The 25,484-nt window shown below is 67.4% G+C and carries 22 protein-coding genes and 1 tRNA gene; 11 read left to right on the top strand and 12 right to left on the bottom strand.

Annotated features, from left to right (window positions below; genetic code table 11):
* The first annotated feature begins 78 nt into the window (after positions 1-78).
* Positions 79-1,533, top strand: a complete 1,455-nt coding sequence (locus ACH4S9_RS39420) for an ArsA family ATPase (RefSeq protein WP_398376556.1) — start codon at positions 79-81, stop codon at positions 1,531-1,533.
* A gap of 164 nt (positions 1,534-1,697) precedes the next feature.
* On the opposite strand, the gene ACH4S9_RS39415 is transcribed toward ACH4S9_RS39420, so the two are convergent.
* The gene (locus tag ACH4S9_RS39415) at positions 1,698-2,033 is read right to left on the bottom strand and encodes a WhiB family transcriptional regulator (RefSeq protein WP_043487364.1); all 336 of its coding nucleotides are present in this window, start codon (positions 2,031-2,033) and stop codon (positions 1,698-1,700) included.
* 385 nt (positions 2,034-2,418) lie between these two features.
* On the opposite strand from ACH4S9_RS39415, the gene ACH4S9_RS39410 reads away from it, so the two are divergent.
* Complete coding sequence (locus tag ACH4S9_RS39410; protein WP_398376553.1) at positions 2,419-4,689, top strand: transglycosylase domain-containing protein; 2,271 nt, start codon at positions 2,419-2,421, stop codon at positions 4,687-4,689.
* 89 nt (positions 4,690-4,778) lie between these two features.
* Here the strand turns inward: ACH4S9_RS39410 and ACH4S9_RS39405 are convergent, their stop codons facing one another.
* On the bottom strand, positions 4,779-5,249 hold the full coding sequence (locus tag ACH4S9_RS39405; RefSeq protein WP_352131842.1) for a GatB/YqeY domain-containing protein: 471 nt from the start codon (positions 5,247-5,249) through the stop codon (positions 4,779-4,781).
* A 77-nt stretch (positions 5,250-5,326) separates the two neighbouring features.
* On the opposite strand from ACH4S9_RS39405, the gene ACH4S9_RS39400 reads away from it, so the two are divergent.
* Together ACH4S9_RS39400 and ACH4S9_RS39395 are read left to right on the top strand one after the other, a co-directional pair.
* The gene (locus tag ACH4S9_RS39400; RefSeq protein WP_311727044.1) at positions 5,327-6,256 is read left to right on the top strand and encodes a metallophosphoesterase; all 930 of its coding nucleotides are present in this window, start codon (positions 5,327-5,329) and stop codon (positions 6,254-6,256) included.
* Positions 6,257-6,374: 118 nt separating this feature from the next.
* Positions 6,375-6,448, top strand: a tRNA-Pro gene (locus tag ACH4S9_RS39395).
* Positions 6,449-6,523: 75 nt separating this feature from the next.
* Here the strand turns inward: ACH4S9_RS39395 and ACH4S9_RS39390 are convergent.
* From ACH4S9_RS39390 to ACH4S9_RS39360, 7 genes are all read right to left on the bottom strand, one after another.
* The gene (locus tag ACH4S9_RS39390; RefSeq protein WP_398376550.1) at positions 6,524-7,786 is read right to left on the bottom strand and encodes a tyrosine-type recombinase/integrase; all 1,263 of its coding nucleotides are present in this window, start codon (positions 7,784-7,786) and stop codon (positions 6,524-6,526) included.
* A complete protein-coding gene (locus ACH4S9_RS39385; RefSeq protein ID WP_398376548.1) occupies positions 7,783-7,992 on the bottom strand; it encodes an excisionase family DNA-binding protein in 210 nt (69 codons plus the stop codon). The genes ACH4S9_RS39390 and ACH4S9_RS39385 overlap by 4 nt, the downstream gene beginning before the upstream one ends.
* Positions 7,993-8,062: 70 nt before the next feature.
* Positions 8,063-9,511 (bottom strand): replication initiator, encoded by a 1,449-nt coding sequence (locus tag ACH4S9_RS39380; protein ID WP_398376545.1) that lies wholly within the window; start codon positions 9,509-9,511, stop codon positions 8,063-8,065.
* 137 nt (positions 9,512-9,648) lie between these two features.
* Positions 9,649-10,335, bottom strand: a complete 687-nt coding sequence (locus tag ACH4S9_RS39375) for a DUF2637 domain-containing protein (protein WP_398376543.1) — start codon at positions 10,333-10,335, stop codon at positions 9,649-9,651.
* Positions 10,336-10,381: 46 nt separating this feature from the next.
* Positions 10,382-11,764, bottom strand: a complete 1,383-nt coding sequence (locus ACH4S9_RS39370; protein ID WP_398376541.1) for a cell division protein FtsK — start codon at positions 11,762-11,764, stop codon at positions 10,382-10,384.
* A gap of 2 nt (positions 11,765-11,766) precedes the next feature.
* Positions 11,767-11,964: a hypothetical protein gene (locus ACH4S9_RS39365; protein ID WP_398376539.1), complete on the bottom strand. Its 198-nt coding sequence runs from the start codon at positions 11,962-11,964 to the stop codon at positions 11,767-11,769.
* Positions 11,961-12,299, bottom strand: a complete 339-nt coding sequence (locus ACH4S9_RS39360; RefSeq protein ID WP_398376537.1) for a hypothetical protein — start codon at positions 12,297-12,299, stop codon at positions 11,961-11,963. The genes ACH4S9_RS39365 and ACH4S9_RS39360 overlap by 4 nt, the downstream gene beginning before the upstream one ends.
* 169 nt (positions 12,300-12,468) lie before the next feature.
* Between ACH4S9_RS39360 and ACH4S9_RS39355 the strand changes: the two genes are divergently transcribed.
* On the top strand, positions 12,469-12,960 hold the full coding sequence (locus ACH4S9_RS39355) for a GntR family transcriptional regulator (protein WP_398376535.1): 492 nt from the start codon (positions 12,469-12,471) through the stop codon (positions 12,958-12,960).
* A 1,548-nt stretch (positions 12,961-14,508) separates the two neighbouring features.
* Here the strand turns inward: ACH4S9_RS39355 and ACH4S9_RS39350 are convergent.
* Positions 14,509-14,934, bottom strand: coding sequence for a DUF6415 family natural product biosynthesis protein (locus ACH4S9_RS39350; protein WP_398376533.1), 426 nt, complete (start codon positions 14,932-14,934; stop codon positions 14,509-14,511).
* 659 nt (positions 14,935-15,593) lie between these two features.
* On the opposite strand from ACH4S9_RS39350, the gene ACH4S9_RS39345 reads away from it, so the two are divergent.
* Positions 15,594-16,418: a transcriptional regulator gene (locus ACH4S9_RS39345; protein ID WP_398376531.1), complete on the top strand. Its 825-nt coding sequence runs from the start codon at positions 15,594-15,596 to the stop codon at positions 16,416-16,418.
* Here the strand turns inward: ACH4S9_RS39345 and ACH4S9_RS39340 are convergent.
* A complete protein-coding gene (locus ACH4S9_RS39340; protein WP_398376529.1) occupies positions 16,399-17,058 on the bottom strand; it encodes an HAD family hydrolase in 660 nt (219 codons plus the stop codon). The genes ACH4S9_RS39345 and ACH4S9_RS39340 overlap by 20 nt on opposite strands.
* Before the next feature lie 1,069 nt (positions 17,059-18,127).
* Here ACH4S9_RS39340 and ACH4S9_RS39335 point away from each other — a divergent pair.
* The 5 genes from ACH4S9_RS39335 (at position 18,128) to ACH4S9_RS39315 (ending at position 24,617) form a co-directional block, all read left to right on the top strand.
* A complete protein-coding gene (locus ACH4S9_RS39335; RefSeq protein WP_398376527.1) occupies positions 18,128-18,616 on the top strand; it encodes a hypothetical protein in 489 nt (162 codons plus the stop codon).
* Between the two features lie 799 nt (positions 18,617-19,415).
* Positions 19,416-19,799 carry a hypothetical protein gene (locus tag ACH4S9_RS39330; protein WP_398376525.1) on the top strand — a complete coding sequence of 128 codons (384 nt, stop codon included), beginning with the start codon at positions 19,416-19,418 and terminating at the stop codon, positions 19,797-19,799.
* 318 nt (positions 19,800-20,117) lie between these two features.
* The gene (locus tag ACH4S9_RS39325; protein ID WP_398376523.1) at positions 20,118-22,280 is read left to right on the top strand and encodes a PrsW family intramembrane metalloprotease; all 2,163 of its coding nucleotides are present in this window, start codon (positions 20,118-20,120) and stop codon (positions 22,278-22,280) included.
* Positions 22,281-22,288: 8 nt separating this feature from the next.
* Positions 22,289-22,789 carry a hypothetical protein gene (locus ACH4S9_RS39320; RefSeq protein WP_398376521.1) on the top strand — a complete coding sequence of 167 codons (501 nt, stop codon included), beginning with the start codon at positions 22,289-22,291 and terminating at the stop codon, positions 22,787-22,789.
* A 178-nt stretch (positions 22,790-22,967) separates the two neighbouring features.
* Positions 22,968-24,617, top strand: coding sequence for a PE-PGRS family protein (locus tag ACH4S9_RS39315; RefSeq protein WP_398376519.1), 1,650 nt, complete (start codon positions 22,968-22,970; stop codon positions 24,615-24,617).
* On the opposite strand, the gene ACH4S9_RS39310 is transcribed toward ACH4S9_RS39315, so the two are convergent.
* Positions 24,547-25,389 carry a PE-PGRS family protein gene (locus tag ACH4S9_RS39310; protein WP_398376517.1) on the bottom strand — a complete coding sequence of 281 codons (843 nt, stop codon included), beginning with the start codon at positions 25,387-25,389 and terminating at the stop codon, positions 24,547-24,549. The genes ACH4S9_RS39315 and ACH4S9_RS39310 overlap by 71 nt on opposite strands.
* Positions 25,390-25,484 lie beyond the last annotated feature (95 nt).

The following is a 25,484-nucleotide window of genomic DNA, read 5'->3' as shown; positions in this document are numbered from 1 at the left end:
ACGAAGAGCAGGGACTGCACAAACTGCACGGGCCGCAAGAGTGAGCGGTACGAGCCGTACGCAGGAGGCGGCATAAGCATGGACATGGCACCGCGGCTGGACACCGACGCACTGCTGGCCGACCCCGAGACCCGCATCGTGGTGTGCTGCGGCTCCGGCGGCGTCGGCAAGACCACGACGGCCGCCGCCCTCGGCGTACGGGCCGCGGAACAGGGCCGCAAGGCCGTCGTCCTCACCATCGACCCGGCCCGCCGGCTCGCACAGTCGATGGGCATCGACGCGCTGGACAACGTGCCGCGCCGGGTCGAGGGCATCGACGGCGCGGCGGGCGGCGAGCTGCACGCCATGATGCTCGACATGAAGCGGACCTTCGACGAGTTCGTCGAGGCGCACGCCGACCCCGAGCGCGCCCGCGCGATCCTCGCGAACCCCTTCTACCAATCACTTTCGGCCGGTTTCGCGGGCACGCAGGAATACATGGCCATGGAGAAGCTCGGCCAGCTGCGGGCCCGCGACGAGTGGGACCTGATCATCGTCGACACGCCGCCGAGCCGGTCGGCGCTGGACTTCCTGGACGCCCCGAAGCGCCTCGGCTCCTTCCTGGACGGAAAGTTCATCAAGATCCTGATGGCCCCGGCGAAGGTCGGCGGCAGGGCCGGGATGAAGTTCCTGAACGTGGGCGTGTCGATGATGACGGGCACGGTCAGCAAGGTGCTGGGCGGGCAGCTGATGCGCGATGTACAGACCTTCGCCGCGGCCATGGACACCATGTTCGGCGGCTTCCGCACCCGTGCGGAAGCCACCTACCGGCTGCTCCAGGCCCCGGGTACGGCCTTCCTGGTGGTGGCGGCCCCGGAGCGGGACGCGCTGCGCGAGGCGGCCTACTTCGTGGAGCGGCTGGCCGCGGACAAGATGCCGCTGGCGGGGCTGGTACTGAACAGGGTGCACGGGAGCGGCGCCGTGCAGCTCTCGGCGGAGCGGGCGCTGGCGGCCGCGGAGACGCTGGCCCTGGGCCTGGCCGAGACACCGGGCACACCGGCCCCGGCGAACTCGGCGGAGCAGACGGACGAGGCCGACCCGGTGGACGTGGCGTACGCGACCGTCCCGGCCGACCCGGCCGACCCGGCCGACCCGGCCGACCCGGCCGACCCGGCGGACGACCCCGAAGCCATGGCCGTCACCATCAACAGCCCAGAAAATCTTGGCAAGGGCGGCATTGTCGACCCCGGTTCAGGGAATGCTCAAGGGCAGAACGCCTCAGCGGCGGACGACTCCTCGGCATCTGACCCCGACGGCTCCCCCACGTCGGCAGAGCGGCTCGCCGTGGGGCTGCTCCGGTTGCACGCGGAGCGTATGCAGGTGCTCGCCCGCGAGCAGCGCACACACCACCGCTTCACGGCACTGCACCCCGAGGTTCCCGTGGCGGAAGTGGCCGCGCTCCCCGGCGATGTACACGACCTCGCGGGGCTGCGGGCGATCGGCGAGCGCCTCGCGGACCAGACGGAGCGGCAGCCGGGGCACGCGGCGGGCTGACGGGCCGGGCCGGTCGACCGGGCGAGCCGACAAGCCGGACGCGGGCGCGCGACAGCGCGGGGCGGCGCACCACGGCGCGGGAACGGCACAGGGCGCGCGAGAGCGCCACAGCACCCCACACCCGCGCTCAGGCGCTGGGCCCCACGAGAACTCTTGGCCGACGGCTAACCGACGGCGGCGAAGCGCTCGTACTCCTCGTCGTCGAGCGGCAGGATCCCCGCACCGCGCTCGTACTCGAGGCGTGCGGTCTCCAGCAGTCGGCGCCAGGAGGTGACCGTGGGACGGCGGCGCAGCAGCGCCCTCCGCTCACGCTCGGTCATTCCACCCCACACGCCGAACTCGACGCGGTTGTCCAGCGCGTCGGCAAGGCACTCGGTGCGCACCGGGCATCCGGTGCAGACCGCTTTGGCCCTGTTCTGTGCCGCGCCTTGGACAAACAGTTCATCTGGATCAGTCGTGCGACAGGCGGCCTGCGCACTCCAGTCGGTTACCCAGCCCATGCTGGCGCCGTCCTCTCCCGATTCGGAGCTCCCCCACGGCGACAAACGGCATATTCACCGTCGCCAGTTGAGGACGTTACGGAAGGCGGACAGGGTGCAACACCCCCAGCGGGCCCAATCTTGGATGGCCCGAACGGACTATGGGTACGCGGCAGATCACCCAACGGAGTGAGCTGACGACATCCGTGACTTCCCGTACGAATGGGGGCAGTTCACCCACGCCAGAAGGGGCACGACGGGACGCAAGATCACAAATGGGACAGGACTCATCACTCACTCGAGTGATGAGGAGGATGGTGCTCGACCGCACCTGGGTGACTGGCGTGAAACAGCGTATGCGAACAGGTGGTCCCCTGTCCGGCGATTCGACACGTAGGCTGCCCCCATGGGTAACAAGCGTTCGGGCGGAGGGCTGTCCTCCGCTCAGCAGGCCGCGAAGTTTCTCGGTGTCAGCGTGCTCGCGGGAGCGGTGCTGGCCGGGCTCGCGCTGCCCGCCGTCGGCGCGCTCGGGCTCGCGGCCAAGGGAACGGTCGAGGGATTCGACGAAATTCCGGCCAATCTCAAAACGCCGCCGCTCAGCGAGCGGACCACCATCCTGGACGCCAAGGGCGGCGAGATCGCGAAGGTCTACTCCCGCGACCGCACCATCGTGGAGCTCAAGGACGTCGCCCCGTACATGCAGAAGGCGATCGTCGCGATCGAGGACGCGCGCTTCTACGAGCACGGGGCGGTCGACCTCAAGGGCGTGCTGCGCGCGCTCAACAAGAACGCTCAGGAAGGCGGCGTCTCCCAGGGCGCCTCCACGCTGACCCAGCAGTATGTGAAGAACGTCTTCGTGGAGGAGGCGGGCAACGACGCGGAGCGGGTCGCCGAGGCCCAGAAGCAGTCGATAGGGCGCAAGATCAAGGAGCTGAAGTACGCGATACAGGTGGAGAAGGAGCTGGGCAAGAAACGGATCCTCCAGAACTACCTGAACATCACGTTCTTCGGGCAGCAGGCCTACGGCATCGAGGCCGCCTCCCAGCGCTACTTCAGCAAGCACGCCAAGGACCTGAAGCTGGAGGAGGCAGCGCTGCTGGCCGGCCTCGTCCAGTCGCCCAGCCGCTACGACCCGGTCAACAACGCGGAGGTGGCCAAGGCCCGCCGCGACACCGTGCTCCAGCGCATGGCCGAGGTGAAGGACATCACCCACGCCCAGGCCGACGCGGCGAAGAAGAAGCCCCTCGGCCTCAAGGTCAGCTCGCCCAAGAACGGCTGCATAACGGCCGTCGACGGCGCCGGGTTCTTCTGTGACTACGTCCGCCAGGTCTTCCTCAACGACCCGGTCTTCGGCAAGACGCGCGAGGCGCGCTCCCAGCGCTGGGACCGCGGCGGTATGACGATCCGTACGACGCTGGACCCGCAGGCCCAGAAGTCGGTCCAGAGCTCGATCAAGACCCATGTCTACAAGGACGACCCGGTCGCCACCGCCGTCACGCTCGTCCAGCCCGGCACCGGCAAGGTGGTCGCCATGGGCCAGTCCAGGCCGTACGGCTTCGGGCCCAACGACCTGACGATCAACCTGTCCGCGGACAAGGCCATGGGCGGCTCGAACTACGGCTTCCAGGTCGGTTCGACGTTCAAGCCGATCACCGCGGCGGCCGCCCTCGAGCAGGGCAAGAAGCCGTACCAGCGCTATTCGTCCCCGTACAAGATGGACTACCCGAGCCCGGTGTCCACGTGCAACGGCACCTGGTCCAACGGCAGGGAGGGCGCGACCGTCGAGAACGAGGACATCAGCGAAAAGGGCCCGTATGGCATGCAGGAGGCGCTCGCCAAGTCGATCAACACCTACTTCGTGCAGATGATCAGCGACATCGGCGTCTGCCCGGTCACCGAGATGGCCGAGAAGATGGGTGTGAAGCGCGCCGACGGCGAGAAGCTCAACCAGGTGCCCTCCCTCACGCTCGGCACCGAAGGCTTCTCTCCGCTGACGATGGCCAACGCGTACGCGACCTTCGCCAACCGCGGCGTCTACTGCACGCCGGTCTTCATCGAGTCGATCACCGGCCCGGGCGGCAAGGACCTCGAGGTCCCCAAGTCCTCCTGCACGCGCGCCATGTCGCAGAAGACCGCCGACACCATGAACACCCTGCTGCGCGGCGTCGTCGAGGACGGCACCGGCAAGAAGGCGGGCCTGGACAACCGGCCGAGCGCCGGTAAGACGGGTACGACGGACGAGCGCAAGGCCGCCTGGTTCGTCGGCTACACCCCGAACCTCGCCGGCGCGGTCTGGGTCGGCGGCTCCGGCTCCAAGGGCGTCAAGATGGAGAACATCCGGATCGGCGGCATCCTCCACGACAAGGTCTACGGCGGCGACACCCCCGGCCCCATCTGGAAGGACGCCATGAACGGCGCCCTGGAGGGCAAGACGGTGGAGCAGTTCGTCACCGTGCCGATCAAGGACCCGAGCGACCGGAAGCGCGACCGCGACGACAACGGCGACAAGCCGGGCCGCGACAACGGCGGGAACAACGGCGGCCAGGACAAGCCGTGGCCGGACGTCACCATCCCGCCGGACCTGATCGGCGGAGGCGACGGCTGGTCCGGCGGCAACCGGGGCGGCAACGGAAACGGCGGCAACGGGAACAACAACGGCGGCTGGAACTTCCCGTAGCGGAGGCCGGACGAGCGAGCGGCAGCAAAGCGGGCCCGGACGATGTCCGGGCCCGCTTTGCCGTAGCTTCTCTCGCCCGCCGCGGCGGGTCAGCCCTCGGCGAGCCGCTTCTTGACCGCGGCGGCGACCCGGCCGCCCTCGGCCCGGCCCGCCACCTTCGGGTTCACGATCTTCATTACCGCACCCATCGCACGCGGCCCCTGCGCCCCGCCGGCCACGGCCTCCTGCACGGCCTCCGCCACCAGCGCGGCCAGCTCCTCGTCCGAGAGCTGCTTGGGCAGATACTCGGCGAGCACCTCGCCCTCGGCCCGCTCCCGCTCGGCCTGCTCCACCCGACCGCCCTGCGCGAACGCCTCGGCCGCCTCGCGGCGCTTCTTGGCCTCGCGCGTGATGATCTTCTCCACCTCGGCGTCGGACAGCTGCCGGGCGGTCTCGCCCGCGACCTCTTCCTTCTGGATCGCGGTGAGGGTCAGCCGGAGCGTGGAGGAGCGCAGCTCGTCGCGCGCCTTGATCGCCGCGGTGAGATCGTCGTGCAGCCTGGACTTGAGCGTGGTGGTCATGGCGTCGAGTCTGCCAGCCCTGGCCGGGAATCACCCGAAGATTTCTCGCCCGTCCACGGTCTGCGACCATGGTGACCATGCGCGCGCGATACGGAGTACCCCTGGGAATCACGGCGGTCGGCGCCGCCGGCCTCATCTACGCCGCCGGCTTCGAAGTCCGGTCCTTCCGCCTCCGACGGGTGACCGTCCCCGTACTGCCGCGCGGCATGCGGCCCCTGCGCGTCCTCCAGGTTTCCGACATCCACATGGTCAGCGGCCAGCGCAAGAAGCAGCGCTGGCTCCAGTCCCTGGCCGGGCTCCGCCCCGATTTCGTCATCAACACGGGCGACAACCTCTCCGACCCCGAAGGCGTCCCCGAGACGCTGGACGCGCTCGGCCCGCTCATGGAGTTCCCCGGCGCGTATGTCTTCGGCTCGAACGACTACTACGGCCCCACGCCGCGCAACCCCGCCCGGTACCTGAAGGAGAAGGCCAGCGGCAAGCACGGCCTGAACGGCAATCCCCCCGTCGTCGGCGCGGTCCACAACCCCTGGGAAGAGCTGCGCGACGCCTTCGACGCGGCCGGCTGGGTCGGCCTGTCGAACACCCGCGGCCGGCTCAAGCTGGACGGCGTGGAGATCGCCCTGACCGGCCTCGACGACCCGCACATCAAGCGCGACCGCTACGGCGAGGTGGCCGGCGGCCCCGAATCCGACGCCGACCTCTCCCTGGCCGTCGTCCACGCCCCCTACCTGCGCGTCCTCGACGCCTTCACCGCGGACCGCTACCCGCTGATCCTCGCCGGTCACACCCACGGCGGCCAGCTGTGCATCCCCTTCTACGGCGCCCTCGTCACCAACTGCGACCTGGACGCCCGCCGCGTCAAGGGCCTCTCCACCCACCACGCCGCCGGCCACACCTCCTACCTCCACGTCTCCGCCGGCTGCGGCACCAACCGCTACACCCCGGTCCGCTTCGCCTGCCCGCCCGAGGCCACCCTCCTCACCCTCACCCCGCCCAGCCCCTGACCCCCCGGGGTGGGCCGACCGCCGCCCGACGGCCGGCCCACCCCGCCCCGACCTGCGAGGCCCCGAAAACCGGATTTCGTCTCTGGCCACGGGTCCGCTAAAGTAGAGCTCGTTGCTTCGGGGTGTAGCGCAGCTTGGCAGCGCGCTTCGTTCGGGACGAAGAGGTCGTGGGTTCAAATCCCGCCACCCCGACACAGGTCAGAGGGCCACCTACTAATTTAGTAGGTGGCCCTCTGCGCTACGTACAGCAGCGGAGTACAGCAACCTCTACGGCTCTTGCCGATCTTTCTTCTTCGGCTTCCGCTTGCTGGCGCCGTCCAGCGCCTTACCCAGCTTGCGCAGCGCACGGCGGGTCCCGTCGGACGGAACGTGGGTGTAGACCTCCATCGTCACCGCGATCTCCGAGTGACGGAGGATCTGCATCGCGATCCGGGGATGCACGTCCATCGCGGCGAGCAGCGACGCACAGGTGTGACGTGTGTCATGCACCCGGATCGTCCGCACCCCGGCCCGGTCGCAGCGCCGGTTGAACTCCCGGTTGAAGTTCCTCGGCTCAATGGGCGTACCGAAGCGGGTGGTGAAGACGAAATCCGAATCGGTCCACGACTCCCCCGCCGCAGCCTTCGAGGATGCCTGCTCCTTCTGCCGGAGGCGGAGAGCCGCCAGGCAGATATCGGGCAGCGGAAGCACCGCCTCAGACGCCTCGGTCTTGGCGGTGTCCGAGTGGAGCAGCTGCCGCCGTACGCGCTGGAGCTGATGCTGAATGCGCAGCTCGCCCGCGTCGAGGTTCACGTCCGACCAGGTGAGCCCCAGCACCTCCCCCTTGCGGAGGCCGAGCACCAGGACCAAGGCGTACGCCCCATAGAGGTAGTCCCGCATCGCGCGGGCGTTCTCCAGGAATGAGCAGGCTTCCTCCACCGACCACGGATCCGGCCGCTTCCGCCGCGCCCGCTGGACCTTGATCAGCTGTGCCACGTTCTTCGAAATCAGCTCTTCGACCACCGCGTTGCCCAGCGCGCTCCGCAGCACGGTGCGGGCATCGTTCACCGAACGCTTCGAGAGGGTCTGGTGGCAGCACTGACCCCGAGCGCAGCAGCGCCGCTTGTTCTCCGGCCGGGCCGCATCCTTGCCTTGGGCACAGCACTGGCATGTGTCGGCAAGCTTGTTCATCCACGTCCGCATGTCCCGCACTGTCAGCCGATCGAGCCGTTTCGCCCCGAGGAGCGGCACGATGTAGCGGCGGACGTTGGTCTCGTACGTGGCGGCGGTCAACGGCCGGAGGTTCGGCTCCACGACTTCCCGCAGCCAGTACGTCAGGTACTGCTCCAGCGTCGGCACTTTGGTGGCGACAGGGCCCTTCTTCGCTTCCGCGTGAAGCTTGATCCACTTATCGTGAACCTCGGTCCGCGTCTTGCCGTAGACGTACTTGCGCTTCTTCTTGCCCTCCGGGGTGGTGACCCAGGCGTAGGCGGCGAAGCCGTTCTTGTAGGGGTAGATGGACCCTTCGCCGTTGCCGCGCTTGCCGCTCATGCGGACCACCTCTCGGTCTCGTCGTGGGCGCAGCGGTCGACGTACTCATCCACCCAGGCCGGGAGGATGCGCCGGTTACGGCCGACCTTGACCGAGCGGATTTCGCCGGTGAGGACGAGCATCTTGGTCTTGGACAGGCCGAAGCCGAGCATCTGGGCAACCTCGGCCGTGGTGTGCCACTTGCGCGTTATCGCGGTCGTGGTCATCCGGTGGTTTCTCCTTCCGTTCCGGGGGCGGGTGCGGTCACGGCCTCGGGGATAGTTGGCAGGCCAGTACTCAAAGCCAGGGGGCTCCTTCTGTCTTGAGGCGTTCGGCTTGGGCGAGGTCGTGGCGTACTTGGGCGGCGATGAGTTCTTCGCCGGGGCTGTAGCCGGAGGCGAGGTATTGCCAGTGGGAGAGGACGAGGGTGGTTTCCTCACTCGTCTCGGGAACTCCCGCGGGGCGTGCTTGCTCGGCGCGCCAGGCGCGGCGTACGTCGCGGAGTGCGCCGAGGGTGGTGGAGTAGCGGCGGGATTTGCTAGAGAAGTGGCCCCGGAAGCCGAGCATGTGAGCCCACTTCCAGAGCTTGAGGTCGGCGAATTCGGGGAGGTGGCCGAGGTCCCACGCGGTGCGGATCATCTGGCGGACGTGGCTGTGCACGGGCAGGTCCGCGATGGGTTCGGACTGGCCGGTGCCCTCACACTGTCCGCACAGGTCCCGGAAGCCGTCGGGCCCGTGCCGGTAGCCGCTTCCAGCGCAGTGGGCGCAGCGCAAGGAGCGGTCCACCGTGCCGGAGTCCTCCGCGCTCTTGGTCGCGTACTTGGCGACGTAGGCGGCGACCTTCTGATCGGTCAGCTCACCGTCCCCGAGGGCGGCGATCTCCCGGATATCGAGCTGATCACCCCACCCGAGTTGGCGTTCGCCGATCGCGTCGGAGGCAACAGTGAGCACGGCTCGCCCAGCGGCCTCTTTGATCGCGTGGGTGAGTGCGTCGCTGGTGGCCCAGGCGGGCGGGGCCTGGTTGCTGCCTTCCGGGCCGTCAAGCCGGATGACGGCGTGGAAGTGGACCAGGCCGCGCCGCTGGTACTCCGCGACTTTGGCGAAGGAGACCCGCAGCGAAGCGTTCAGCGCCTTCTGTGTCATGCCGAGGTGCGCGGCCAACTCGCGACGCAGGTAAGTGGTGAAGCGAGCCCAGAGCGCTCCAGCGTGCGCGTTCCACAGCACGGCCCCCGCGTAGTCGTAGGTGGCAGGGGACAGCGGAGTGCCGAGGGCGGGGTCATCGGCCGGGTGGCGGATGCCGCAGCGGCAGGCCAGGTTCTGGCCCGCGTCGGTGGTGCGGCGGTTGTGCACCGGCCCAAACGACGGAGCGGTCAGGGTGACGAAGACCCGGGGGTGTGTGCGGACGGCCTCAGGCACTGTCTTGCCGCCGGAGAGTCCGGCTTTGATCAGGTGGTAGGTGTCTGCGGCGTAGAGGCGGGAGCACGCCGGGCAGCGGGAGGAGCGGCGGTTACCGCACGCGGTCAGGAGGCGGCCGGTCGGTTCATCGGCGGTGCTGTACGACCGCAGCACGGTGTTCGTCGTGGCGTCGAGGGTCTGAGTGGTGCCGACGAGCTGAACAGGGCGGGAGCAGCCCCGGACGCGGCTGATCTGGTCGTGGACGCGGTCGAAGTCGGGGAGGTGGGCGAGTTCGATGAGGTCCCGCAGGGCCAGGCTCGCCACGTGGCGCAGGTCCAGGGGGCGTTTCACGGGTGGCTTCCTTTCTGGGAGGAGGGGCCCCGAGCAGGGCAGGCCAAGGCGTGCGGGTGCTGCTCGGGGCATGGCGAACCGAGCCCGGTAGGACAGGAGGGCCAGGAGGAGGGTTTGCCGGAACGGCCGGCACGGGGTCAGAGCTGGGCGTGCGCGGCAGTGGCCAGGGGGAGAGCGACGCCGAGGCGGGTCCGGAGCTGGGCCGGGGTGATAGGTGCGCCATGCTCGGCCCTGTAGGTGTCAGCGATCGTGCGGGCCGCGTTCAGCAACGGCACAGGCACGGTGACCGCCGGAGGCGTCACGGATTCCGGAGCCGGAGCCGGAGCCGGAGCCGAGGCCGGGGCAGGCTCAGCGATCGGCGCGGGAGCTGTCTCGGCTGGAGCCGGGTCCGGGGCGGCAGCTTCCGGGGCCGGAGCGGTGTGGATGACGGCGTGGAAGTGGCGCAGGAGTTGCGGGCCCACGGCTCCCCAGCCCAGGAGGAGGAGCGGGGCGACGGCGTCCACGGCGGCGCGGCCGTAGTGCTTGGCGACGAGGGGTTCGGCGACGTTGAGGGCCAGGGTCAGCAGCCCGGACAGGTGCATCAGGCGTGTGGCGCCCTTGATCTGCTCGGCGGCGATGCCGCGCAGAGACAGGTAGCGCAGGGCCACCAAGAGGCCGACAACGGACAGGTCGACCATGGGGGCGATCAGCGGGGCGATCGGGCGCGGGACGCCCAGGCGCAGGGCAAGGGCCCAGACGTTGCCGAAGGAGAAGACGAAGGCCAGGCCCGCGATGACGACCATGACCACGGTCACCGTGCGCTGAGTGATCCGATCCTCAGACATAAGAGTTCACCTCCTTCCGGTGTCTGGCTGGTCAGGGTGCAGAGGGTCACTTGGCCAGGAGGACCGGCGCACTGGTGGGACCGGTCAGTTGTTCATCGAGGAGTTCGGCCGGGTCGCGGGTCAGATGGGCGGTGTCAGCAGCAATACGGGCCGCGTCCTCATCAGCCACGTACGGGGTGCGGATGCGGGTGAAGCCGGGGCGGCCCTGATGAGCCATGGAAGCCACGCCGACATAGACCGGATCCTGAAGAGCCGTCGGATTGGCGTCCGGCCAGTTCCGGATGTCCTCCCCCAGTGCGACCACGGCCGCCTCTGCCGTCTTCTGCGCGAAGGACAGGCCGACCGGGCACACGTCCCGGATGAAGGTGGGGATGGCATCCCCTGTTGCCTTCTGCGTCGCGATGATCACCAGGATGCCGACGCTCCGGCCCTTCTTCACCAGGTCCTCAACCAGCCGGGCGTTGTCAGCGGCCAGCGCGGCAAGCTTCTTGGTCTGCGCGTCGGATCCCTTGTAGTCGCGGAAGTAGGTGTGTGCCTCATCCACGATCAGCACCGTCAGTGGCCAGGTGGCGGAGGGGCCGAGGTGCCACATGTTCTTGACGCCGAGCACGGCTCGGATGGACGCCGAGCGGTCCCGCCGCAGCTTGACCAGCCGCTTGAACAACGCGTTCGCTTCTTCGAGGTCATCGCCGACGAACGCGAACATGCGTTGCGCCAGGTCGGCGTAGTCGCCCTCATGGGAGGAGGTGACCTTGCCGTCCGCTACGGCGTACTGGATCGCCGCAGAGGGTGCGGTGTCGCAGATGAACTTGTTGACCAGCGAGGTCTTGCCGAAGCCGGGCAGCCCGGCCACCGTGACCCCGGGCACGTCCGACAGGCTCACGTCGATCGGCTGGGCGTACTCGTCCAACCCCAGCCCCCACACGGCCAGTTCCTCAGGGACCTCCCCCGTGGGTATGTGCTCGGTTGGGACGATCAGCGGGTCAACCCGTACGCCACGGATCACCAGCTGCCCCGGCTTGTCGGGGAGGACCGAGACCCGCGTACACCGCCACGCGTCCGCCAAGTAGGGGGCCGCCCGCTGGAACTCCGCCAGGCTCACCTTCGGCAGACACACCGCCCGCACCACCACCCCGTACCGGTCGGCCCTGACCTTGATCTTCGGGATGAGGACCCGGGGCTTGGGCACCTTCCCGTCCGGCGCCACGATCACCGCAGCCGGAGGTGTCTTGTCGGTCACCGACAGGCCCGCCATCGGAGCCAGCCGACGCCAACCACGCCGCACCCGGACCGCTTGCCGGATGCTCGCCCGCGTCATCTTGTCGGCACGCACATAGCGCACCACCCACCACACGGCCCATATGGTGCTCAGGGCCAGGGCCGCCCCGGCCAGAGCCGGAGCCAACCCGATGACTTCACCCACCGTCACAGTCAGTCCTTGTTCTTGTAGAGAAATGCGTACAGGGACATCCGGAGTTCCAGCAGGTCACGGCCAGCTGCGATCTTCGGGTAGCCGTGCGACTCGATCACCTCGACCACATCCAGGAGCAGGCCGTTCGTGAAGCGCGAGTCGTCATCCCCGCTCTCCGGCTCGACCGGATAGACCGGCTCAGGCTTGGCGGTCGTCACTTGACCAGCTCCAGCGCCGCCGCCCGGTAAGCGATCCCGTCGGACAGCTGCCCGTTGAAGATGCGCGCCCACGGCGTAGCGAACAGCTCCACCACCCGCACCGGGACACCCGGCTGAAGGCCGTCCGGCAGGCCGCTTGCCGGAACGGTCAGCTTCATCTGCTCCGCCCGGCCCTCCTCCATGAGGAAGACGGTCAGGGTGTGCAGGGTCTCCCCGGTGTCCCGGTCGGTGGCCAGCTCGCCCGTCTCCGGGTTCTTCACCTTCGGGATCGGCGCCGTGCCAGCGATGAACATCGTCGAGGGCAGCAGCCCCACGCGGATACGGGTCATAGCCATGCCTTGCTTCCTTTCGGTAGGTGCTCCGCCCGGTGGCGGGGCGTGATCATTACAACCTCGCTCACCTAGCAATGTCAAGCGAACGAAGTCTGCTAGGCACCGAGGGATATACGGGTGTGTTTGTCAGAGGGATGTGCTAGGGCTGCTAGGTCTCGCTACCCTGATAGGTATGACATCTGCCAGCTCCGCGAAGCCTGACCGTCGGCCGCCCTACCAGCACGCAGCCGACGAGCTTCGGCGCGAGATCAAGGCAGGTCGCTACAAGCCGGGTGACCAGCTCCCGCCCTACCGGGAACTGCAAGAGCGTTTCGGCGTGGCCAACATGACCGCCCGTTCCGCCTTGAACGTCCTGCGCGAGGAAGGACTCATCTACACGATCCAGGGCCGGGGCAGCTTCGTTGCCGACTACGAGGGCAACGGCATCGACTACACCGCGCCTGCCTGGTACCTCCGGAACTCGGCCGGGGCCCCTTCCGAGAAGCTTCCCGTCAGCGACTCCGGTGAGGGGGAGACTGGAAGTCCCGAGGCCGCCGAACCCTCCCTCACCGAAGTTCTTACCGCATTGCGTGACGAGATCCGAGCGCTCAGCGCCGAGCATCAGGAACTGCGCCGGGAAGTCGAGGAGTTGAAGAAGGCCCAGCAGCAGGACCCGCGTTCCTGAGTTGCGCGACCTCCTGTCGCATTTCCCTCGCTTCACGGGCGAGCCTTGCCACCGCGGCCCTCATTTCGCGGACCAGTGCGGCCACCTCCTCCGCCTCCCGGTTGTGAATGCTGACCAACTCGCTTCCTGAGTCGCGTATCTGCTCGGTCATGTTTCCCCCGTTCACTGCCGTGCCGTTGTTGCGTACTGCGTTCACCCAACCGCCGGGGGCTTGCCCAAAGGCTTGCCCAGCGGTTATCCACCGCCGAATCGGGGCTTGCCCGTACGCCCGGCAAGCCGTAGTCGCGGCTGTCGAGCCAGGCCAACCAGTCCGATCGGCCAGGGCGAGGCGCGGCCCCAGCGCAGCGGAGCTGTTCAAAGTTTCTTTACTGGATCAAGAAGCGGCCCGCTTGCGCGGGCCGCGCGCGCTGGCGGCCCGTGGCCGCCGCCCGCTCCTGTCTCCGCCCCGCTCAGCGGCGCCCCCGACCCACTCAGCGCGCCACCCCACACCAGCAACCCACCAGAGCCAGTCAGCACCTGGAACACTCGCCCGCGGTGCTCCCGCCGACCGCAGCGGAGACGCCGACGCAGCAGCACGACCAGGACCACGCGCCCAACCGGCCAGCCGTCGAAGGGCGGCTACGCAGAGCGGCTTACATGACCAGCCGTCCGCCGACTGCGGCCATCGCCGTTGTGCGCGCAAAGAGGCCAGCAGGGAGAGGGGGCGCCCGGCCGGGGGCATGTCGATCGTCGGCCCTTGCCCGATGTGGCCGGCCGCCGTACTGCCACCGTCACGGATGCGGGAGCGTGAGCAGACCGCGCCGCCCGGTCGTGGCGGGCGGGGGGCAGCTGCTGCCGCGAAGTGGCTCAGGCCGCCGTGGTCGCTGCGCGTCGGCGCGGGCATCGTCGTGGCCGGACAGCGTGTCGTAGACGCTCTGGTGACCGCCACCACCGAGCCCACGGCGCCGTTTCTGCCTCGCACTCGTCCCCACCCCTTTTGCTTCGCCTGAACTCATCTGGGAATGGGCGGTGTCGAAGCGAGCACGACAACCACCCCGGTACCATCGGGCACCAGGGTCCTGAACAGGGACTCTCCGCCGGACCACCCCGGATGCTTGCAGGCGCAGGGGTGGTCCGGTCTTGTCTATGTGGTTGTTGTGCGCGGTCCGGCTCCCCACCCGCCCGAGCGGGTATGAAGTCGCGGAGAGCCGGACCGCAGACGGCGAAGGGTCCAGGTCCGCCGTCGCCCCTTGGGCGCAGTGGGCGTGACATCTGCGAGACGGGCGAATGGACGGGGGCGCATGCCCGCCTCACAGCCACAACGCCCAAGGGAGCAGGAGGGCGGGAGCTACCGGGTCCTTCCCGGGGACGGCAGCCCCCGCCCCGTCTTTGGGCGGCGAACTGCGGCCGAGCGGAGTGGGATGCCCTCGATGTTCAGCAATCGGTACAGCGCGTAGTACGAGATGCCGAACTTCTCGCGTATCTCTTTCACTTCCAGGCCATCGCGGTATGCCTCCAGGATCTGTTTCTTCAACGGCCCCCACTTCGCCGGTACACGGCGAGCCGTCGTCATCCCTTGCGTTCCGTTTGCAGGCCGGAGTTTTCGAGGAGGAAGCGGCAGGAGTAACCCAATCCCTGTACGTGCGCCTTGGCCGACAGCAGACCGGAGCCGAGCCCCGTGCCCACCTCGTAGGGGATCGAGCTGAGTTTGCTCACCTTCCCGTACCACTCCACCGTGCCGTGGTTCAGGCAGTCGATCCGCTTCGCCGCCAAGGGCGTCAACGCCTCAATGTGACCCACCAAGGCGTCACGCAGCTCGCACAGATCCTCGTACCGAGGAATAGCCGAACTCTCCACCAGCGCCCGGCCGATCAACACTTTGATCTGTTCCACGTCCACCTTGCCAGCGCTCACGGCAACCTCGATCGCGCCCACAGGTGGGTTGTGCGGGGGCTCTTCTTGCTGCCCACCCGCACGCTTCACCGCCTCGCCCATGCCTTCACCCCGCATGCTTGCTCTGTGTCTGGCTTAGACATGGTGGAGTTAGAGGACGTCCCATTGAAGGCCCCTCAGAGGACGGGAAGAGGACGTCTTGAGGACCTATCAGGTTGGTCGCACAGGTGGGGGTCCCCAAATCGGCCTTCCAAAGCTACGGTGAACCGAGTTGCCCCCGTCGAAAGCCGTGAGGAAGTCCAGTGCCCAGGCCAGTAGGAAACGCGCGGCTCAAGGCCGCTCGGCAGGCAGCCGGATACGCGTCTCAGGAAGCGTTCGCCGAGGCGATCCGTAACACCGCGCCTCAGCTTGGCATACGGTCGTTGCAGATCAGCGTGCGCCAGGTCCGCCGCTGGGAGTCGGCGAATCCACCATGGCCGCAGCCGGACGTTCAGCGTGTACTGACGCACCTACTGGGCCAACCCATCGAGGACCTGGGGTTCACCGCGCCATGGGGCCGGACGAGTTCGACGCAGGAGGGCGCCAGTCGTCGGCCCGTCGCAGCATCCGGCGCGCCCGCGATCGGCGCCGCCCCCGGACCACTGCCCATAGCGAGCAATGCCACGCAACCAGCCACCGCAGGCAACGATTTCGCAGCGATCACCGCCGCTCACCGACGCCTGTACTGGTCCGTCCAGCCCTCCCAACTCCACGCCAGCGTCATGGAACACACACGCCTCGGCACGGCGCTCATGGGAGAGACAGCCGGACGCTGCCGCACCATTCTTGCCGCCGCTCTCGCCGAGTCCTACCTGTTGGCCGGGCGTATCGACTTCTTCGACCTCCAGCAGCCCCAAGCCGCAGGAAACGCGTTCGTGCGCGGCCTCCAGGCCGCCGGGGAAGCCGATGACGCACTACTCGGAGCGGCGATCCTGGCTCACACCGCGTTCATCCCAGGATGGGCAGGCCAGAGGGAAGACGCCGAAGAGCGGATGTCTGCCGCCCGCGCCTACGCCCGCAGGGGCAACGCGCCCGCGATGATGCTCGCCTGGCTTGACGCCGTCGAGGCCGAGTGCATGACGCGGTGCAGTGACACCCGCACGGCACTGCGCCTGATAGCCCACGCCGAAGACGTGTTGGCCGAAGGTGACGCGGAGGAGCCGTGCCCGGTGTGGATGGACTGGTTCACTCCTGTCCGCCTGGCCGCCTTCAAGGGCAACACACAGCTGATCGCCGGACATACAGCGCAGGCCCGGACCACGCTGCTTGGAGTGCTCGACGCCTTGCCCGCCGACGACGGCAAACAGCGGACGATCATCCTCGGCGATCTGGCGGCCGTGGAGGCTGCGGCCGGTCAGCCGGAGGAAGCCTGCCGATGGGCCAATGAAGCACTCGATCAGCTGAGTATCACGTGGTACGCCGCAGGCATGGACCGGATCCGCGATGTCCGCAAGCGGCTCCATGCCTGGCGCAACGAACGGTGGGTTCGCGATCTGGATGACCGCATGTACGGCTGGGGAACGACCGTCAGCGCCCTTCAGTGCTGAGCTTGGCGACCAGCTCCGGCAACTCGTCGAGGCTGTGCACGCGGAAGGTCGGCATCTCGACGGCGTCCGGATCATCCCATTGGATGGTGGCCCATGGCCCGCGCCGGATCAGCGCCGTCTTCATGCCCACCTTGGCCGCCGGGCGGATGTCGTTGTCCATCCGGTCGCCCACGTAAAGGATCTCCTCGGCCTGGCAGGGGGCCGCGTTCGCCACATGGGAGAAGAACGCCGGGTCGGGCTTGGACACGCCCCAGTCGTCGGACGTGCAGATGAAGTCCGCCGGAAGGCCAAGGAAACGCAGAATGCCCCCGGCCCGTACGGTCTGGTTGCCCGCGATGCCCACCCACAGACCGGCATCCCGCAGCGCCGCCAACGTGGGACGGACATCCGAGTACAGATCACTGTCATCGAAGTGCTCGGGCTGGCCGGCCTGAGCCCGCTTCTCCCGCTCTTCGGACAGATCAAACCCGGGGCGGAAGACCTGGAACGTTTCGCGGTAGTCCCGACCCTGAGCGATCACGGCGCCGAACGCCGCCGCGAACGTGTGCCGGGGCACCCCCAGCCAATCCGCCCACGTGCCATACTCGCGCGTCTCGTCTACCAGGCACTCACCGACATCGAACACCACAGCTCGGATCATGTGAGCAGGGTAGGACAATCGGAGCGCGCCTTGCGGACGCTGTCCAGAGGCTCGCTCCGACCACGGAGAAAGAGGGCCGTCAGGGGTGTGCCAGTCGCTTGCTGGAACAAGGACACGACAGCGTTGCGCGGCCTGTCGGTGTGAGCCTTGCTCTGGCTAGTTCTTGATCGCTGTGATCAGAACGGCGAGGGACCAGAGCAGGGTTGCCGTCGGCGGAAACCAGGCCAGCACACGTGAACTCTGCGCTGGGCTAGGGGTGGCCTGACAACCGGTGACATGCGCACAGCTCTGGCTGTGATCACCGTTTCCTTCTAACTGCGGCTGGTTCATATTGCCTCCACCTGTCGAACGGTCATGGTCTGGACCAGTGAGGCGGCCTCTGAGTGATGGGAGTCATGTGCGAGGCGCCGTCCTTACTGGACCAGTGATACCAGGCATCGTCTTTTCGGCCGTGGCTGCACGGACGTGTTCGGACGCCTCGATTAGCCCTCTGACCAGCAATTATTCACTGCGCGTGCAATGAATTACGGGTGGTCTAGACCGAGGTGAACTGCTCGAATGACGTGTGGCGGAGTCGCTACCTGGCAGAACGTGGCCCGACAGGGCGAGTGTTCGAGTTTGTAAATTGGCCGAAAATCTCCGTTCTGCCGGAGTGGCAGCCTGGGACGGGCGCTATCGCTCGGGTGACCTACGGATGGACGTCTTCTGACGGCAACGCTGACGGCAACGAGGGCACGTGTCGCCCACCAGCGGCCCGCATCGAGCACCAAGCCGGGCAGCCGCCAGAGCCCGCACCAGGCCCCCGCCCGAACCTACGGATCAAGAGGTCCTGAGTCGGGACCGTGGCCGCTCAGCTGATGGCCTGACGGCAGTCGTTGACGGCAACAGGGGTGCACATCGCCGTACCGCGAGACTCGTCCGCACACCGGGCAGGCCAGGGCGAGGCATAGACGGGCTGATCACTGCATTGGGGTGGCGAACTCCATAGGCTGGTGCCAGGCGGGAGTGCAGGTTGGCTTCCGTGAGGAACGGCTGCGCGAAGAAGAACCGGCCGGGCACAATGGCACGCGTGGGGGATCTTCAACTCGCGCTGATCGCCGCTGGCTCAGCTCTGGCTGGCAGTGGGCTTACCGGATGGTTCACCATCCTCGCTGGCCGTCGTCAGGCAGGCGCCGCGCAGTACGCAGGAGACAAGCAAGCCGAAGCCGTCCTGAGGACGGTACAACAGACCCTTGATGAGCAGCGCTTGGCGCGCCTCCAGGACGCCAGACGTGCCGCCTATGCCGCCTTTCTGACCGCTGCTGAGCAGAAGGCAGAAGAGCTGAGCCCGGGTGGACGAATTGTGAGCACGGCACGCAGGTCGGACGCGACAATCGATCTCTATGTGGCGTTGAATCTCGTCGAACTCGAGGGACCGCCATCGGTGCTCGAACAGGCTGTGAGGGTGCGCAGTCTGCTGAATAGGCCAGCTTCAGACCGTTCGATGAACCACGAGATGTACCGAAGGGCGCGGGCGCAGTTCATCACCGCCTCACAGGAGGCATTGAAGAACGGCTGACCAGCCGCAAGGTGGGTGGTGTCCGCACCCCGCCAGTTCTCCTCGTCAACCAAGGCGGCTGGGAAGAACGAGACATCAGCGACCTCGAAGCCTGCCAGCGACTTGTCTAGGGCCCAGCCGTGACGGCAGTCATCGACGGCAACATCTGTGTACTTGGCCGCATCGCTGAACGCCTCCACTGCCCTTCCTCGACACAATCGCAAGCTGCGGGCGTGCTCGCACCGATGCCTGACCGAACTCCTAAGGCGGTGGTCAGCGAGTGCTGTACAGCAGCGAAGTACAGCAACCACCTCAACCACAGTCGACCGACACCGCCCCCAGCCGACCGGCTGACCAGCCCAGCAGACCTCAGCGACCACCCCGCCCGTAGTTCGGGACGAAGAGGTCGTGGGTTCAAATCCCGCCACCCCGACTGAAGGAACACCAGGTCAGGGGCCTGATCCGCGAAAGCGGATCGGGCCCCTGACTCGTTTCCGGGACCCCTTGGGAGCCGTTTGGGAGCCGACCCAGAAATCCGGCTCCCAGACCGCTCCCATTCCTCCCCCACGGGGGCGGCACCTGGCGCATCACGGGGAAGCCTCCAAGCGCACGCGCAAGTGAGGTGCGCCACGACGCGAGGTGGCTGCCGACACAAGCGGCCAGCGCATGCGTCTCTCCATTCCCGATGTGCCACCATCCCTGGGACCAGGTTCCGAGCGGTGCTCCCGGATACAGCTGACACCGACCGTGAACGATGCTGGCGTTGCCGACGCTTCTCTCCACGGCCGATCCTGGGCACCAGGCAGGCAAGGAGGGCAGGATGGGGCTCGTACTCTTCCCCGGAGACGGCAACGTGACCAGCCCGGACGTCTCCTGGTCCTATGCCGGCTTCAACGTGTTCAGGGAGTGGCTGGCCCAGGCCGAGGGATTCACTCTCGCCGAGATGTACGGCTTCGGCGGAGACCGCCCGTGGAACAGCGTTTCCACGACTCTGGCACCACTACTCGACCATCCAGACGACGATGCCCCCGACCTCACGCCCGCTCAATGCGCGGCCATGCTGCCCCGGTTGGAAGCAATCATCGACCAGCGGCAACACGATGGCAGCGATCCCGTTCTCCAACGGCACACCGATGACGCCCACCAGCTGGTCGCCGTCATGAGGTTCTGCCTGAACAAGGACGTCGCGCTCATCTTCGGGTGACCACCGGACCGCAGCGCGTCCTCTGCACCCCGAGCATGGTCGGATCGACGCCACGGCACCGCTAGCCCTGGCTGCGACTCGGCTTGGTCGGCCATCCACCGCGTGCGGACCCGCCTCCGCCAACCCGCGCAGAATGCGGCCAGGGACTGCGGGCTAAGGTCTCCCGCCCCAGATTGCGATTCTTCGCCCAGGACCCTGGTTCGCCCGCACGCCCCGTGAACGCCGCGGGCTGACTTCGCGGCGCAAGAGGGCCCTTGTACGCCGTCCAACAGGCCCTTAAGCTCGCGCCCTTGAGCCGACGGCTTTGGGGGGCTGGGCGTGGCGGTATTGATGGTGGCCGCGACGGTGTACGGCGTGGTGCAGCTGCTGGTGTTGTCATCGCCGACGCGTTCGGTGCGGGTCTCCACCGTTCTGCTGGCGATCGCAGTGGGCGTCTACGGCTGCGGCATCGTCACCGCGTTGCTGGAGTACGCGTACACGCGCACCGTCTCCGACCAACCCCATGGTGGGGCGCTGCTCAACACGGTGAAGACGGCCAGTTACACCGTCGACCCGGTTATTGAAGAGCTGGTCAAGATCACGCCTCTACTGCTGGCGGCGTGGAACGTCAAGATCCGCCGCCAGTGGGGCCTGACCGACTACGTGGTCACCGGTGCGGCGCTGGGTGCGGGGTTCGGGCTACTGGAGGCGGTGGCCAGGTTCGGGCTGGACGCGGCCCGGGCCATCAGTCACCCGGCCGGTGGCTGGGTGATCCCCGACAGCCTGCAAGCGCCTTGGATCCCTGGCCCCGATCAGGTCTTCGCTGCCTGTTTCCCCGCCCCCTTCACCACCCTGGACTTCGGCGGTGCCCACCCGGCCGCTGAGACCAGTCCCCATCTCGTCTACACCGCCGCCGCGGCCCTGGGGGTTGGCATCCTCATCCGTGGTCGCCGCTGGCTGCGGGCCCTGGGGCTAGTGCCCATCGCCGCTGCCTGTGCTCACCACATGCTTACCAACTACGCGGCCGCACAACCCGGCGCCCGGGACACCCATTCACTGGTCGAAGACCTCAACGGCATCCTGTGGACCATCCCGCTGGCCGTGCTGGCCATCGCGATGGGCGCCGACATGTGGCAGATCCGCCGTGCCAAGCGGACAGTCCCAGGTGTACTGCTCCGCGAGGAGCGAGCCGGACGCACCGGCCTTACGGCCTTGACCGGATACGGGCTGTGGCGAGTCCCCTGGTCGACGCTGATCGCACTGCGCTTCGCCCGCATGCGTCGAGCCCTCTTCTACGCGGCAGCCGGCACGCCGTACACCGACAGCGATCCTCTGCACCGCACTGTCGCCTGGACCGCTGCACAGATCGACGCCACCGACCACCAACACGCCTGGCATGGCGTCGGGCTGCGGACCGTCCGCCAGGCCGCCCGCACACTGCGGGACCGGCGAAGATGGTGGTTCATCCTCATCTCCGTGGTCCTGGCGCTCCCGGCCTTGGTCTTCCTCGGCGCGGGATCCTTCCCCGCCGCCGCCGAACTCCAGGAACGCTTCACCACCAGCGACGGGCCCGCTGTCCTGATGGCCTTCGGTATCGCCGCGCTGCTGTGGACCGCCTGGAACCTCACCAGACTCCTGCGTACCTGGCAGGCAACGAGCACGCTCCCCCTCGCCGACGCCCACGCCATCGTCCGCTTCCGCATCTGGACCGCGCTCGGCAGTCTCATCACAGGCACCGTGCTCCTGCTTCGCATGCAACAGGAAGGGCTCAGCGCCGGCGACAAACTCTTCCGTAACTTCCACCTGTTGGAAGCGCTCAACAACTTCCTCGCCTACCTCGGCTTCGCGCTCATCCTCCTGGCCCTCCTCGCCCTCTTCCCACCGGGCGGTGGACTCGCCTTCGCGGGCGCCGGCATCGCAGCAGGCACGATCACCGTCGAAGCCGCGATCCACGCCACCGCGCTGGGAACGCTCGGCATCGTCCTCATGACTGCCGCGGGTGGTGGCGCACCGACCGACGGACCGCCCGAGGGACAGGCGGATGCCGGGAGCCAGAGTGGCTCACGCCCCAAGTCGGAAGAGCCGAACCCCGTCACCGAGGAGCAACAGCAATCCTTCAGCCAGAGCCAGCAGCATCTGAACGGCCTCAGCAAGCGGAAACAGGCAGACGAGGTCGGCAGAGGCTTCGAAAAAGACGGTCAGAAATACAAGCCTGAAGCGCCACTGCTCAAGACCGGCAAGCACGGCGTTGACTGGTCCGAAGGAACGGCTCGCGCGATAAGAGACGGTCGACCCCAGGGGCAGTTCGGCAGCGCAGCGGACGTCAAGTACGCAGCGGAACGCGGAGCCGAACTAGGGCCGAATAAGACAGGGTTCTTCAGGCTACCCGAAGGGCACAACTGCATAGAGTATCTTCCAGATGGCACGACGCGCACACCGAACAGCATTTTCGTCAAGGTGTATCCCAACGGCAAGGTCCACGCCTACCCGCTTACTCGATAGGAACAAGCATGAGCTTCCGGCTGCAAACAGGGAACCCTGAGACCCTGAAGGTTGGGCCAGCCGACGACATGGCGGACGCGGCAGGGCAGATGTATCCCATGGAGACCGAAGATGCCATCCTGTTCTGGAACCGGGTCCCCGTGCGACTCGAATACCGTTACGACATTCCCGTCTTGCTTGATGACCTCATCCCGTTGCTCGAAGAAGTCCAGAATCCGAGATTCTCTCGAACACAGGTCCACTGGGGATCCGACACATTCTCCACCGAGTGGAACATTGTTCGCGACGGAGATTCCCTCAGGATCGATTCGCACTGGGACAGCACCCATGGAAGCTACGAGTTTCTTCTCAACGACCGAAGCCAGTTGACCGTAGGAATCGCTGCCTTCGTAGCCGAGTGGCTGAAATTGCTACGCCGGATCACATCCGACCTCATCATCTGCCATGTGCGCCTGGAAGATGATGACATCGCGATCCGGGCGAAAGCGTTGTTGTCGAAGTCGAGCTGATGTCCGAGAGGGTGGACGCACAGGCCCCCTGGATACAAGGCCAAGGACCCGGCAGGGATGAGTACGTGCCCACCTCTCTCGGCGACCGGCTGTGCGCGCGTGGGCGGCGGCCATCCCCAACGGGCGTGGTCGGCGAACCTGATGTGCGAGCGATACACCCCTTACGGGTTGTGCTGACATGACCACAGACGGTACGACAGTCGCCATGCACCCTTGGTCTCCGTTAAACGACCGCCAGCTCGCCCTGCTCACCCGTATCGGGGACGGGTCCGATCCTGTCACCTCAGACAGTCCCGAACTCGCCGCTACTGCCCGCGCGCTCAAAGAGCGAGGGCTGATCACCAGGCCGAAGCAGGGTGGGAGGTGGCAGGCGGAGATCACCGACGCCGGACGCTTCTACCTGGAGCACGGCCATCATCCGGACCGGCCGGAACCAGCTTCGCGCAAGCAGCGTTCCGTGGATCCCAAGGCAACGACACAAGCCACAGCCGCATCCACGACGAGGCCCGCGCCACAGCGCGCCATGAAACGCTCACGGTCGTCGCCAGCGGAAGTCGGAGCCGCTTTGATCGCGGAGGTACAGCAGGCTGGGCGGTTCCTTCGCATCCCGAACCCCAGTGAGGGAGAGCGAGCTCGATACCGCAGGGCGTTCGACGCGGCGCGGCAGTGTGCGCCTGAGGGGTACCACCTGAAGTACAGCGGGCGGGCGAAGGGGGATTTCTTCCTCGGCCTGCTCAGGGTGTCCGGCGAGGACGACACCGAGTGGAACCGTATCCGGCTGGCGCGCAGCCGGGTGATCACCGATGTTGAGGACGTGGTCGCAGCAGTCACGGCGGACCACAGCGCCTTCGAGATCTCAGAGGCGGTCCTGCCCCGAGTCCTCTCACTGCTCCGGCTCCTCGCCGAGCAGGCCCTTGCCCGCCACGGCGAGATCTCGGTGTCCAAGAAGCGAAAGCAGCCGAGGCCATTGCTCACTGTCCACGGCAGGACATACGAGGTCAGCTTCCGCGAACGGCAGAAGCAAGTCCGGTACGTGCCCAAGCAGCCAGGTCGACGTACGTACGACTGGCAGCGGGTCACCCCGGCACACAGGTTCGAGCCGTCCGGCGAACTGGAACTGTTGATCGGCCAGCACCCGGTCTATGGCTATGGCCACAGCTACGGCTGGAAGAAGGAATGCGCCGACTCCGCCAAGAAGCGGTTGGAGGATCAGATCGGATCAGTCTTCCGGGCGTTGAAGGCGCGCGCGGAGGAGCAGGAGCGGGCTCGGCTGGACCGTGAGGCGGAGCAGCAGCGTCTGCGTGACGAGCGGGAGCGGCAAGAGGCAGAGCGTCGGCGCTTGGAAGCCGACCGGGAGGAACGCGAGCGGCGAGAGTGGGAGGCTGCCGTCAGCGTCGCTTCGATCAAGGCAGTGCACGCCTTACGGTCCGAGCGCTTCGGCACGGCCCTTGAGCGGTGGCGGGTCGCAGGGGAGATCCGAGCCTTCTGCGTCGCGCTGGACGAAGCCGCTGCCACATCGGACAACGCCCTCGAAGCCGAGAGGCTGCGAGAGTGGTCGGCTTGGGGCAAGACGGAGGCCGACCGACTCGACCCCACCATGAACGGCAAGGGCCTGGCTTCTCTGAACTTCCACGCGGAGCCGACGGGAGATCAGCTACGTCCGTTCCTTGACGGCTGGCACCCGCACCGGCCGGAGAAGGAGAAGCCTCCGGAACAGCCCACGCCGCCCAAGCCGGACCCCGACCCTTGGCGCGGCTTCATCGATGCACATCAGGATCAAGGCTGGCGATATAGACGCCAAGGTCGCGCTCAATGGTGGAGGCAATGACACCGTGCCCACGGTCGCGTAGAGCCTTGACCGCCTTCTCGACCAACTGGCCGAGCCTGACGACCTCGGCGCGTAATGCCACCAGCTCGTCGTAGCGATCAGCCTTGTCCTCGCCGCACCACGCCCGGGCGGTCCGCAGGACGGCCGCCTCCGCGTCCAACTTGCGGTCGTCCCGAGCGCGGTATGAGTACCAGGAAGACTGTGCGCGCTCCTGCTCGATGTCCTGCTGCTTGCGGTCCACCTCCGGAAGGATCTCGTCGGCGAGGCGGCCCGCTACCTGGCGGGCGATGCGCTCGGTGACCGGCCATCCGGCCAGGCACGTGCCGGCGCGGTTCTCGTACACCATCGGGTCGCTGCGGAGCTCGACGGCGTCCATGCCGATAAGCGACGCAGTCTCGTCGAGTCGGCTCAGTTCCAGGACTCCCGCGTCCGCCACCCCTCGGCGGAGGCGCAGCCTGCTCTTCGGCCGGACGAAACCGAGGATCAAGCGCGCCGCCTCGAAATCCGTACTACCGCGTACGTGGCGTGACGCCTCGGCCAGTGTGGACTCTGCCGCGTCATCCGCGCGGAACTTATCGACATCTGACCACGGTGCTACGAGAGAGCCGGGACTCACCCATTCCTGCAGACCGGCGTCGTCCCCCTCCAGAAACCGCACGTGGATCCAACCAGACCTGCCCGGGCCGCCCACTCGAACGATCTCCACTTGCCTGACCGCGCTGCCCAGATCCTTCGGCCTCGCGCGGTATGCCCAGTGCTCGCCAATCTCCATGTGCCTATTGAGCCAGGTCACTTGCCCCCATCACCCGGCGATTTCCTTAACTGCCGCGGTGAGCTGGCCACGCGCGGTTGACGCGGCCCAAGCAA

Source organism: Streptomyces sp. NPDC021225 (assembly GCF_044332865.1).
Classification (GTDB): domain Bacteria; phylum Actinomycetota; class Actinomycetes; order Streptomycetales; family Streptomycetaceae; genus Streptomyces.
Note: the sequence above shows the minus strand (reverse complement) of the source record. Positions and strands in the feature narration are given on the sequence as shown.